This is a genomic window from Clostridium formicaceticum (assembly GCF_001854185.1).
In the GTDB taxonomy this organism is placed as follows: Bacteria; Bacillota; Clostridia; order Peptostreptococcales; family Natronincolaceae; genus Andreesenella; species Andreesenella formicacetica.
Genome location: NZ_CP017603.1, coordinates 64,419 through 76,896, shown reverse-complemented (window position 1 = coordinate 76,896; position 12,478 = coordinate 64,419). Strand labels below are relative to the sequence as shown.

Below are 12,478 nucleotides of genomic sequence, written 5' to 3'. Positions count from 1 at the left end.
TATCCTCGAAGTAAATTCGTCTACAATGCAAGAGAAGTAAAAACTCCCCTAATTAAATCTTATTTTATTTTTACAAACGGAAAGAAAATGATAAACTATAAAAAAGGAAAAGTTTTTTATATAGCGTAGTGGGGAGGAATGGAAGTTATGGCTTATAAGAATATATATGGATTTTTAAGGGCGGGGGTAGCAGTACCATCGTTAAAGGTAGGAAATCCAATCTTCAACGGAAAAGAGATTCAAAGAATTGCTGCGATGGCTTCATCAAAACATAAAGTCAAGGTTTTGGTATTTCCAGAGCTAAGTATTTCAGGATACACCTGTGGAGATTTATTTCACCAGAGGGTATTACTAAAAAGCTGTGAAGATGCATTGGAAACACTCCTTCAAGGCACGAAGACATTAGATATGCTGATTGCAGTAGGTATGCCTATCAAAGCTGATAATCAGTTGTTTAATTGTGGCGTCTTGTTTCATAGAGGGGAGATTTTAGGGGTTGTTCCTAAAACCTTTGTCCCAAATTATAATGAGTACTACGAAAAAAGATGGTTTGCTTCTTCAAAAGATAGAATAAGTGAGTGGATTGACTTATGTGGACAGAGGGTAGCCTTTGGGGAAAATCTACTCTTTCAAGATACTACTTCGGAACTATGTATTGCAGCAGAGATTTGCGAGGATCTATGGACGCCGATTCCCCCCAGTAGCAGACATGCTATGTACGGCGCCAACTTGATCTTAAATCCATCTGCAAGTAATGAAATCGTAGGTAAGCATGAATATAGACAGGCGTTAGTGAAACAGCAATCTGCCAGATGCATAGCAAGTTATTTATATGTATCCGCCGGACAAAGTGAGTCTACAACAGATGTTGTTTTCAGTGGACATGGAATGATTGCAGAAAATGGAAGAATTTTAGAAGAGACAAGGTTTGCTGAGGAAGCCACCTTTATATTCTACGATATTGATATTGAAAAACTTATGAATGATAGACGCAAAAATAATAGTTTCATGGGAAAATTCACAGAAGGGGTTTCCTATGAAAAAATATCCTTTACCTTTACAGATATAGAGATAGGGGATATAAAGAGAGAAATAGATCCCGCTCCTTTTGTTCCTGCCTCTAAGGAGAAGAGAACAGAAAAATGCAAAGAAATCTTCACCATACAATCTATAGGCTTGGCAGAAAGGTTATTAAAAACAGGGATTGATACGGTGGTGGTTGGAATTTCAGGGGGGTTAGATTCTACCTTAGCGCTATTGGTATGTGTAGAAGCCTTTGATCGCTTGAAGATTTCAAGAAAAAATATCATCGGTATTACGATGCCTGGATTTGGAACAACAGGAAGAACCTACAATAATGCATTGTTGCTAATGAAGGAATTAGGAATTACTGTGAAGGAAATAGCCATAGAGGATGCCTGTATTCAACACTTCAATGATATTGGACATGATATGTCAGTGAAGGATGTCACCTATGAAAACGTGCAGGCCAGGGAACGGACACAAATTCTGATGGATATTGCTAACAAAGAAAGTGGTTTAGTGGTGGGGACAGGCGACTTATCGGAGCTGGCGCTAGGATGGTGCACCTATAATGGAGATCATATGAGTATGTACGGTGTCAATGTCAGTATTCCCAAAACATTAGTACGATATTTAGTACAATGGTATGCCGATACAGCAGGAGATACATTGATGGCCAAGATATTAAATGATATTTCTAATACCCCCGTAAGTCCTGAACTATTGCCGCCGGATAAGGAAGGAAAGATAGAACAGAAAACAGAAGAAATTATTGGTTCCTATGATCTACATGATTTTTTCCTCTTTAATATGCTACGCCATGGGTTTAGTCCTTCAAAAATCTTTCTTTTAGCCACCATTGCCTTCAGGGGGAAATGGAGGGAAGAAGAAATTTTGCATTGGTTAAAGATTTTCTATAAAAGGTTTTTTACCCAACAATTTAAACGAAGTTGCCTTCCCGATGGGCCCAAAGTAGGTTCTATTTGTTTGTCTCCTAGAGGTGATTGGAGAATGCCCAGCGATGCTTCCTATGAAATTTGGTTAAATGAACTAGAGAATATGATCATTAGGTAAAAAGCTTTTCTGTAATGGCAACGAAAAAGTGATGGAGGGGAATAAAATGCATAACAATGAAATCGCTGTTATTTATGGAAAAAATCCAAAAGAGATGGTAAAAAGACTGTTAGAAAATATCAACTTAGGAAGTGGATGGAAGAAGGAGGCAACCATTGCTTTAAAGCCTAATTTGGTTGTATCAAAAAAGGCCTCCAGCGGCGCCACCACATCCCCAGAAATGGTAGAGGGTGTTATCGTGTACTTGCAACAGCAGGGATTTAAAAATCTTACGATTATGGAGAGTTCCTGGATTGGTGATAGTACAACCAAGGCATTTAAGGTATGTGGTTACGAAGAAATCTCAAAAAAATACCAAGTACCTCTTCTAGATTTAAAAAAGGATGCAACGAAGACCGTAAAGATAAAGGACCTAGACTTAAAGGTGTGTGCATCTGTATATGATGTAGATGTTTTCATTAACCTTCCAGTTTTAAAGGGTCACTGTCAAACAAAGATGACCTGTGCGCTGAAAAATATGAAGGGATGTATTCCTGACGATGAGAAGAGAAGATACCATACCTTGGGATTGCATAAGCCCATCGCCTATTTGAATAAAGCACTTAAGCAAGATGTAGTGATTGTAGATGGCATGATGGGAGATTTAAACTTTGAAGAGGGTGGCACACCGGTAGAAATGGATCGTATCATTGTTGGAAGAGATCCTGTATTGATAGATAGCTATATAGCAGAGCTAATGGGTTATAACATAGAAGATATCCCATATATACCTATTTCTGCTGAGTTAGGTATAGGAAGCACAAACTTAAGGGATGCTGTTGTTACTGAATATGATATCGACAATAAAAATATTAACACCATGAAAGCATCCTCCGAAGTAGCTAGACTTGCAAAATATATCATCGACCAAGATGCTTGCTCTGCTTGTTATGGCACTTTGATTCATGCCCTACAACGGTTAAAGGATAAAGGAAAACTAGATGTGTTAGGGGAAAAAATTTACATCGGCCAAGGATATAGAGGTCAAGCTTCTGAAGGAATCGGCATCGGTTTATGTACCAGCAAATTTGCTAGAAGTGTTGGAGGATGTCCTCCAAAGGCAAAAGATATTGTAGCGTTTTTGGAAGAGGAGTAAATTCGGCTGCATTTAAGGGGAGTAAAAACTCCTCTTGAATTAAGTTTCCTTCTATGTTTTTTAACACTTATGGTAAATAAAATAGAAATAATAGAAAAAAAATATTGCATCAATGCTATGCCTATAGTATAATCTAGGTACAAACGTTTCCAGTGACATAGTTGATGCACACAATCGTTTGCATTCTTTTAACTATATTACACAATCGTTTGCATCTTTTAACCCAAATGCACAATCGTTTGCATAAGATAGTATTTAAAAATAGTTACTGCACAAGGAGGTCTCATATGTATTCACACGAAAAGTACCGCTTTAAGAAATTAGAAGAATTAGTTGAGAAGATTGATGAAATGAAATTAGATGTGCCGATTTCCGAAGAATTAGATATTCTCAAAACGAGTTGTCAACTTAGTAAAAGAGAACTTCAAAATAGGATGATCGTGCATCCTATGGAGGGTTGTGACGGTGAGCTAGATGGCAGCCCTGGAGAATTAACTTTTCGCAGGTATCAAAGATTTGCTAGGGGTGGTGCTGGACTCTTATGGTTTGAAGCAACTGCAGTAGTTCCAGAAGGCAGGGCAAATCCAAGACATTTGTACATAAATAAGGAGAACGTAGCAGTTTTTAAAAGACTGTTAGATGTATCTCTTGAAGAAGGTAAAAAAGTAAATGGAGATAAGTATAAACCCTATACGGTCCTTCAATTGACCCACTCAGGGCGGTATAGTAGACCGGTTAATGCTCCAGCCCCTATTATTGCAGTAAATAATCCTTATTTAGATAAAAAGGATATTCAGCAGTATCATATTATTACTGATGAAGAGTTAATGGCATTAGAAGATGCTTTTGTAGAGGCGGCAGAATTGGCAAAAAAAGCAGGATTTGATGCGGTAGATATTAAGTGTTGTCACAGATATTTATGTTCTGAATTGCTTTCTGCTCATACGAGAGAGGGGCAGTATGGTGGCTCTTTTGAAAATAGGACTAGATTTTTACTAAATATCATTGATAAAATAAGAAATAGAATGGGAGATTCTATTGATATTACTGTTAGGCTAAATATATTTGATGCTATTCCCTATCCCTACGGCTGGGGCGTTGATAAAAATTCTCCAGATCAATATGATTTAGAAGAACCTATTCAGCTAGTCAAAGCGTTGTCTAAAAGAGGTGTAGAGATTTTAAATGTTTCAGCAGGTAATCCTTACTATAATCCACATATCGGTAGAGCTTATGATCTAGGGTCTTATGTACCTAAAGAGCATCCTCTAGAAGGTATTCATAGGCTCATGGAACTGGCAAAACTTATTCAACAGCAGGTTCATGAAATGATGATTATTGGAACGGGTTTTAGCTGGTTGAGAAATCTTGGTCCTCATGTAGCAGCTGGTGGCATTAAAAATGGTTACTTCAAACTTGTTGGTTTTGGAAGACAAGCCTTCGCGTATCCTGATTTTCCGAGGGATATCCTTGAAAAAGGCGAATTTGATAAGAAAAAGTGTTGTATTGCCTGTAGTAAATGTACTGAAATTATGCGGGATGGCGGTAGGACAGGTTGTGTGATATATGATCAAGAGGTGTACAAGGAAATTTATTTAGCAGGTAGAGATGGTAAACCATCACTAGTAGGAACCCATGAAGCAGATCATATATAGTTTCGTTGGTTTTATGATGAAGAAATAAAAGAAAATGATGAAAGGAAAGTTGGTTATGCATACCATTAAAGATGTGGCAAAAATAGCAGGTGTATCTACCAGTACGGTTTCAAGAGCATTGAGTGGAAATATTCCAGTGAATGATGATACCAAAAAACGTGTCCTCGATGCAGTAAAACAGCTGAACTATAAACCAAACTTTTTAGCAAAAGGTTTGAAGGAGGGACGCTCTAACGCTATTGGATTGATTATTCCTGATATTCGAAATCCTATCTTTCCTGCTTTGGCGAGAGGGGTGGAGGACACTGCTAGAAGTAATGGATTCAATGTAATCTTTTCCAACAGCGATGAAAACATTGAAAATGAAATTAATTCTGTTAATATGCTAAAAAACAGGTGGGTAGATGGATTTATTTTTGCAACCGCATCATTGGATTGCCAGCATATTCATCAATTGCGAGAGGAAAATATTCCTGTTGTATTAATGGTTCGAAATATTGAAGAATCTTTTGATGCTGTTGTAACAAATAACTTTGAAGCATCTTATAATGCCGTTAAATACCTTATTGATAGAGGCTTGAAGAAAATAGCCATTATTAATGGTCGTTTAAGCCTTAGCTTATATAGGGAACGATATGAAGGATATAAAAAGGCACTAGAAGATCACGGTATTGATTTTTCAGAGGAAATCTGTTTTAACTGCTCTATGGCTAATGGCAATTGTTATGAGGTTGTAAAGAACTATTTTTCTACCCACAGAGATGTTGATGGGGTTTTTGCTACCAATGATTCAAAGGCGATAGAAGCGATTAGAGCTATAAAAGATGTTGGCTTACGGGTTCCGACAGACATTTCTGTCATTGGTTTTGATGATATACAGATCAGTGCACTATTAGATCCCCAGCTCACAACCGTAGCGCAGCCACTGTATGATATGGGCAAACTGGCTGTAGAAAAATTAATAAAAATTATTAATGAAAAAAGCAAAAGAAAGAAAAAGCCTCAGATCGATGTTGTTAAATCAGAATTAGTCATAAGAAATTCTACCATTTAAAGTAGCAGATAAGGTTTGGAGTTCATGCAAACGATTGTGTGGAATATCTGGATTTTATAAAAAAACGCAGGTGAAAATTAGCGTATGTTAGAAAACTACAGATGATTTATCATGTTAAAGTTTTGTAGTTGATCATAAAAAGAACACTAAGGGGGAAATAAATAATGTTTAAAAGAAATAAGTTTCTAATAGGGACAATGATTTTCGTATTGCTGGTATCACTGCTTGCTGGTTGTAGCAAATCAGAATCCAGTGCAGGAAATAATAATCAAGATAGTTATGTGATTAAGTTTGGTCATGTTGTTAGACCCACAACAGCCAAAGGAATGGCTGCTGATAGGTTTGCTGAGTTAATAGAAGAAAGGTCTGGAGGAAAAATCAAAGTAGAAGTATATCCTGATTCTCAGCTAGGAACTGATCAAGAAATAACAGAGCAAATGCAATTGGGAACAATTCAAATGAATGCTCCTTTTACAGCAGTGCTTGCTCCTTTTGTACCACAGTTTCAAGTTTTTGACTTGCCTTTTATATTCCCAGATACTGACATAGCCTATAAGGCAATGAATGGTGCCTTGGGAGAAAAGTTAAATGAATATCTTATCGCAGCCGGACTTAGAGGTTTAGGCTATTGGGATGGGGGATTTAAACACTTTACCAACTCAGTAAGACCTATTGAAACCCCAGAGGATATTAGTGGCTTAAAGATGCGTGCTTCACAGAGTCCATTATTAATCTCTCAGTTTAGAGCCTTAAATGCAGGGGGTATTTCAATTCCCTTTGCTGAATTATATACAGCTTTACAAAATAAAACAGTAGATGGTCAAGAAAATCCTTTATCAAATATTGCCTCAAGAAGATTTTATGAAGTTCAGGATTACTTAACTTTAAGTAACCATGGTTATTTAGGATATGCACTTGTGATTAGTAATGATTTCTATGAAAGCTTACCTGTTGATTTGCAGCAGCTGGTGGAGGAAGTGGCCAATGAAGTAAGTCGATGGCAGTGGGAAAAAGCTGCAGAAGAAGAACAAGGTTATTTGAAAACTTTAGAGGAATCTGGTATACAGATTACAGAACTAACACCAGAAAATAAAGAAGCTTTTATTAAAGCTACTGAAAGTGTATATGAAGAATTTAAACAGACGTCAGGTGGAGAAGCGTTATTAGAAATATTACAAGATATTCGTGGATATTAGTATAGATGTGCGTCCTTAAATTTTAATATACTAAGGGCTACATTTGCAGCCCACAGTTTTGAGGCGAAACGGTAGACCGTATATATTAAAATTTAACTTTAGAAGCGCGCATCTATAATAAGGAAAGAACGGCCTTGTTAGGCCGTTTTCATTTTAAATAAGGAGGGACACACTTGAATAAACTTAACCATGTATTGAATCACATAGAAGAGTATATAGCTTCTTCCTTGCTGATCTTCACTTCTTTCTTAGTTTTTGCGCAGGTGTTATTTCGTTATCAGTTCAATTATTCTATTTATTGGTCAGAAGAAGTCGCTAGATATTTGATTGTATGGTTTATCTTTATCGGTAGTAGCATTGCTGTAAGGGAAAAAGCGCATGTTTCCGTGGATGCAGTAGTTACTTACTTGCCTGAGAGGTTAAAAAAGGTTTTTGCTGTCTTATCCTCTGTGATTTCTATTGTTTTTTCAATAATGATCATAATAGCAGGATGGGGAATGATCTTAAATGCTTTGAAGTTTGATGCTGTAAGTGCTTCCTTAAGGATGCCATTGCTTTACCCCTATTTAGCGATACCTGTAGGTTCTTTTTTGATGATGATTCGATTTATCCAAGAATTATGGGGCAATATAAAAAAACTTATAAGCCATTCGGCAGAAGAAGGGAGATAAACGTATTATGGTTATTGTAGTTATTTTCTTATTACTGCTTGCAGTCAGTGCACCCATTGCAGTTGCCACAGGTTTGACGACGATTATTGCCATGCAACTTGATAATATTTCTTTGACTGTGGCAGCACAAAAGATGTTTGCTGGCGTAGATTCCTTTTCCCTAATGGCTATCCCATTTTTCATTTTTGCTGGTGATTTAATGTTGGTAGGAGGTACTTCAAAAAGACTCATTAATATGGTAAACAAATGGGTTGGATGGACAACCGGTGGTTTACCGATAGCTGGGGTTTTATCTTCTATGTTCTTTGCTGCTTTATCTGGGTCTGGACCAGCTACTGTGGCTGCTATTGGTGGGGTTATGATTCCTTCGCTAAATGAAGCCAAGTATAAACCGAAATTTTCTGTTGGTTTAATGTGTGCTGCTGGGTCTTTGGGCATTATTATTCCTCCTAGTATCACGATGTTGGTATATGGTGTTATTTCTGAAGAATCTATTAGTAAGCTATTTTTAGCAGGGGCGCTACCAGGTGTGTTTATAGGTCTTGTTTTGATTGTTACTAGCTATATTATTGCAAAAAAACAAGGACATCAGCCAGGGGAAAAAGCTACCTGGAAAGAGATTATCACAGCTACCAGGGAAGCTATCTGGGGCATCATGATGCCTATCATCGTATTAGGTGGTATTTATTGGGGGTTTTCACCCCAACAGAAGCTGCCGCAGTTGCCATTGTCTATAGCATATTTGTTAGTATGTTTATCTATAAGGAGATAGATGTCAAGAAATTATTTGTTGTTGCAAAAAAATCAGTGGTTATTTCATCAATGGTAATGTTTGTTATATCAACAGCAAAGATATTTAGCTGGTATTTAACTTTTCAACGGATTCCAACAATAGTAGCACAACATGTATTAGGTTTTGCCACAACGCCATTCCTTATCTTGATTTCTATTAATATTCTGCTACTTTTTGTTGGCATGTTTTTGGATCCAAGTGCGGCTGTACTAATTTTGGTACCTATATTTTTACCTGTTTTAGTGGAAGTTGGTATAAGTCCTGTTCACTTTGGCGTTATTATGATTGTTAATTTAGCTATAGGAATGTTGACACCTCCCTTCGGGTTAAACTTATTTGTCGCCTCAGGAATCAGCAACATGTCTATGACGGAGGTAACAAAAGGAGCGCTACCCTTTATCTTTGTACTGATTGCAGCATTATTAGTTATTACCTTTGTACCGCAATTATCATTATTTTTACCAGAAATGGTTTATGGAAGATAAGCACTAGGATATATAGTAAAAATGAAGTGATTTAGAAAATAGATTGTTGATAAGGTGGGTGGATAAATGAAAAGTAAAGCAATGGTATTAAAAGAATTTATGAAGCCATTAGAAATGGAAGAATTTGAAATTGCACCTCTAGAAGCAGGAGAGGTTCTCATAAAAATTGAAGCCGCTGGCGTTTGCGGTTCCGATGTGCATATGTGGAAGGGCGAGGACCCTAGAACACCATTACCAATTATCCTAGGACATGAAGGTGTTGGGAGGATTCAGGAGATTAAAGGAAAAAAGCAAACGGTTTATGGTGAAGACTTACAGGTAGGAGATCTAGTGATTTGGAACAGAGGTGTTACCTGTGGACAGTGTTTTGCCTGCAAGATATTAAAAGATCCTTCTCTATGTAAAAACAGAAAGGTTTATGGCATTAATCAGTCTAGCGCCGTTTTTCCCTATTTAAATGGCTGTTATTCTGAATATATCATTTTAAATAGCAATACAGATATTTTTAAAGTTGAAGATACGGTAGATCCAGCGTTATTAGTATCTGCTTCATGTTCAGGGGCTACCATTGCTCATGCTTTTGACATGATATCAAGTGTTTTAGGTGATACAGTAGTAATTCAAGGACCGGGCCCCCTCGGGGTTTATGCTGTTGCTTTTGCTAAAAGTATGGGGGCTTCAGAAATTATCGTCATCGGAGGCTCTAAAGAAAGGTTGGATTTATGCACTTATTTCGGCGCTACTTTAGTGTTAGATCGGCACGAAACGAATATTCAAGAAAGAAATCAAATGATTATGGAAAAGACCCGAGGAATTGGTGCGGATTTAGTGGTTGAGGCAGTAGGAACCAGAGGTGTGGCAGAAGAGGGATTAAAGTTGCTGAGGTCTGGTGGAACTTATCTTTCCACAGGCTATGCACAACCCGCTGGAGAAGAATCTATTGATTTTTATCGTGATATTGTTAGCAAAAACATTACGGTTCATGGTGTATGGGTTAGCGATACAAAGCATACAAAGATGGCCATAGATATTGTTATGAAAAACAAAGAACATTTTGCAAAGCTTATTTCCCACCGTTTTTCTCTTGAAGAAGCGAATCAAGCTATTGCGTCTATGAACGCTAGGGAAGCATTGAAGGCGGTATTGATACCAAATAGAGGTTAATGTTGTAAAATCAGGATATAAGCAAGTCTATACTAGACACATAGAAGATGATTGGCATGAATGTAAAGGAGGCGAAGCTTATGTTATGTCAAAGCACACAGTTTATGAATAAGAATATAGAAATTTACTCAGTAAATACAGTAGTGGTAGGATCAGGGGCAGCAGGGTTTAATGCTGTCGATCGTATCCATTCCTTTGGGCAAAAGGATGTTGTTTTAGTAACTGAAGGCATGAATATGGGCACTTCCCGTAATACTGGCTCCGACAAACAAACCTATTATAAATTGACGCTTGCTGGTGATAAAAAAGATTCCATATATGATATGGCTAAAACTTTGTTTGATGGAGGAAGTATGGATGGGGATGTTTCTTTGGTAGAGGCTGCATTATCCCCCAAATGTTTTTACCGTTTAGTAGATATTGGTGTGCCCTTTCCGCATAACAAGTATGGTGAGTATATAGGCTACAAAACCGACCATGATCCGGGACAACGAGCCACCTCTGTTGGACCCTTGACATCGAAAATAATGACAGAAAAGCTAGAGGAACAAGTTGTTTCTAGGAGAATCAAGATTTTTGATGGCTATCAAGTCATAGGAATTTTAACAAACCAAGAAAAAAATAGTGTTACAGGTCTACTAACTTTGAATCTTCATCATTTACATGAGGAAGAAAAACGATATACACTGTTTAACTGTAGAAATATAGTTTATGCAACTGGAGGTCCGGCAGCCATCTATCAAGACTCTGTTTATCCTGAAAGTCAAACAGGAGCCAGCGGTATTGCTTATGAAGCTGGGGTAAAAGGTAAAAATGTGACAGAGTCTCAGTTTGGTATTGCCTCAATAAAATTCAGATGGAATTTATCCGGCACCTATCAACAGGTACTACCAAGATATATCTCTACCAATCAGGATGGAAGTGACGAAAAGGAATTTTTAGATGAATATTTTTCAAATACGGGAAAAATGCTGGATGCAATTTTTCTGAAGGGGTATCAATGGCCCTTTGATCCACGCAAGGTGGAAAATGAAGGTTCTTCCCTCATAGATTTACTGGTGTATCATGAAAAAACAGTAAAGGAAGGAGGGTCTATCTGGATTTTATGAATAATCCCTCCTGTGCCATGGATAAGGGAGAAATGAATTTTAAGCTTCTTGGTGAAGAAAGCTATACTTACTTATATAATTCTAAAGCACTTTTTGGAAAGCCTATTGACCGTCTTGCTCATATGAATCAACCGGCGATTGATCTTTACAAGAGCCATGGTATTGATTTAGAAAAGGAGTATCTTGAAATAGCAGTATGTGCGCAGCATAACAATGGTGGGTTATCAGGAAATATATGGTGGGAAAGTAATGTAGAAGGATTTTTTCCTGTAGGAGAGGTAAATGGCAGTCACGGCGTCTATCGTCCAGGAGGTAGTGCGTTGAACGCAGGACAGGTAGGGGGCCTAAGAGCTGCACAGTATATTACCGCCTGCCGTAAAGAAGAACCGTTATTGTTAGAAGAATTTATAAAGCTTACCGCTGACCAAATTCAAAAGCTATTAGAAATTGGTCATCAGTTTATATCTACTATAGGAGACAGCAGCAATGTACTGGAGATAAGAAAATGCTATGCATCTCTTATGACAAAATATGGTGGCATTATAAGAACACAAGAAAATGTAGAAGAGGCGATTGAAGAAGTTAAAGAAGCTTTGAAGACTTTAGTATCTCAAACAAAAATGAAATCAATAGAAGAGTTACCTTACGCTTATCAAAATCGTGATCTGTTAATTACACAATTGGTATATCTTTCAGGAATTGAAGATTATATGAAACAGAATGGAAAAAGCCGAGGCTCTTATTTGATAGCAGAGGAACAGGGAGAATTGAGGATAGACTTTTTAGATCAGCAGTTGAGCTTTTCATTAGAAAATAGTGATCTAAGCAGTAAAGTTCAGGAGATCGCTTATGCTAATGGTGAAGTAACCTGTAACTGGCGAGATGTTACCCCCTTACCTAAGGAAGACAGTTGGTTTGAGACAGTATGGAATGAATTTAGAAATAATAGAATTATTCGGTAAACGCCTTCAACATAAGAGACCTCCCAAAGGAGGTCTCTTATGTTATTTCTATTAGGAAGAAACGTATCAAAAGCTTTAATAAGCAACTAAAATTTGGTATACTATAGTTCGTATGAAATGGAGGTGTAGGAATGAATAGAATAGATATTCGTGATTT

The 12,478-nt window shown here is 37.3% G+C and carries 9 protein-coding genes and 1 pseudogene; all 10 read left to right on the top strand.

The window, feature by feature from the left end; genetic code table 11:
• Window positions 1-147 precede the first annotated feature (147 nt).
• A complete protein-coding gene (locus tag BJL90_RS00320) occupies window positions 148-2,097 on the top strand; it encodes an NAD(+) synthase (RefSeq protein WP_070963286.1) in 1,950 nt (649 codons plus the stop codon).
• Between the two features lie 46 nt (window positions 2,098-2,143).
• Entirely contained in the window at window positions 2,144-3,232 is a 1,089-nt protein-coding gene (locus tag BJL90_RS00315; protein WP_070963285.1) for a DUF362 domain-containing protein, read from the top strand.
• A gap of 287 nt (window positions 3,233-3,519) precedes the next feature.
• Complete coding sequence (locus BJL90_RS00310) at window positions 3,520-4,887, top strand: oxidoreductase (RefSeq protein ID WP_070963283.1); 1,368 nt, start codon at window positions 3,520-3,522, stop codon at window positions 4,885-4,887.
• 34 nt (window positions 4,888-4,921) lie between these two features.
• Window positions 4,922-5,941, top strand: a complete 1,020-nt coding sequence (locus BJL90_RS00305) for a LacI family DNA-binding transcriptional regulator (RefSeq protein WP_205684265.1) — start codon at window positions 4,922-4,924, stop codon at window positions 5,939-5,941.
• A 164-nt stretch (window positions 5,942-6,105) separates the two neighbouring features.
• Window positions 6,106-7,137 carry a TRAP transporter substrate-binding protein gene (locus BJL90_RS00300; protein WP_070963278.1) on the top strand — a complete coding sequence of 344 codons (1,032 nt, stop codon included), beginning with the start codon at window positions 6,106-6,108 and terminating at the stop codon, window positions 7,135-7,137.
• Window positions 7,138-7,310: 173 nt separating this feature from the next.
• On the top strand, window positions 7,311-7,808 hold the full coding sequence (locus BJL90_RS00295) for a TRAP transporter small permease (protein ID WP_070963276.1): 498 nt from the start codon (window positions 7,311-7,313) through the stop codon (window positions 7,806-7,808).
• A 7-nt stretch (window positions 7,809-7,815) separates the two neighbouring features.
• A pseudogene (locus BJL90_RS23230) lies at window positions 7,816-9,086 on the top strand (TRAP transporter large permease).
• Window positions 9,087-9,152: 66 nt separating this feature from the next.
• Window positions 9,153-10,250, top strand: coding sequence for a zinc-binding dehydrogenase (locus BJL90_RS00285; RefSeq protein WP_070963274.1), 1,098 nt, complete (start codon window positions 9,153-9,155; stop codon window positions 10,248-10,250).
• A gap of 80 nt (window positions 10,251-10,330) precedes the next feature.
• The gene (locus BJL90_RS23175; protein ID WP_335617814.1) at window positions 10,331-11,359 is read left to right on the top strand and encodes an FAD-binding protein; all 1,029 of its coding nucleotides are present in this window, start codon (window positions 10,331-10,333) and stop codon (window positions 11,357-11,359) included.
• A gap of 17 nt (window positions 11,360-11,376) precedes the next feature.
• Window positions 11,377-12,321 carry an FAD-binding protein gene (locus tag BJL90_RS23170; protein ID WP_335617813.1) on the top strand — a complete coding sequence of 315 codons (945 nt, stop codon included), beginning with the start codon at window positions 11,377-11,379 and terminating at the stop codon, window positions 12,319-12,321.
• The last annotated feature ends 157 nt before the right edge of the window (window positions 12,322-12,478 follow it).

What these genes read in the sequence shown, in the direction of transcription:
- BJL90_RS00320 (WP_070963286.1), top strand. Translation starts at nt 148, where the DNA reads ATGGCTTATAAGAATATATATGGATTTTTAAGGGCGGGGGTAGCAGTA.
- BJL90_RS00315 (WP_070963285.1), top strand. Translation starts at nt 2,144, where the DNA reads ATGCATAACAATGAAATCGCTGTTATTTATGGAAAAAATCCAAAAGAG.
- BJL90_RS00310 (WP_070963283.1), top strand. Translation starts at nt 3,520, where the DNA reads ATGTATTCACACGAAAAGTACCGCTTTAAGAAATTAGAAGAATTAGTT.
- BJL90_RS00305 (WP_205684265.1), top strand. Translation starts at nt 4,922, where the DNA reads ATGATGAAAGGAAAGTTGGTTATGCATACCATTAAAGATGTGGCAAAA.
- BJL90_RS00300 (WP_070963278.1), top strand. Translation starts at nt 6,106, where the DNA reads ATGTTTAAAAGAAATAAGTTTCTAATAGGGACAATGATTTTCGTATTG.
- BJL90_RS00285 (WP_070963274.1), top strand. Translation starts at nt 9,153, where the DNA reads ATGAAAAGTAAAGCAATGGTATTAAAAGAATTTATGAAGCCATTAGAA.
- BJL90_RS23175 (WP_335617814.1), top strand. Translation starts at nt 10,331, where the DNA reads ATGTTATGTCAAAGCACACAGTTTATGAATAAGAATATAGAAATTTAC.
- BJL90_RS23170 (WP_335617813.1), top strand. Translation starts at nt 11,377, where the DNA reads ATGGATAAGGGAGAAATGAATTTTAAGCTTCTTGGTGAAGAAAGCTAT.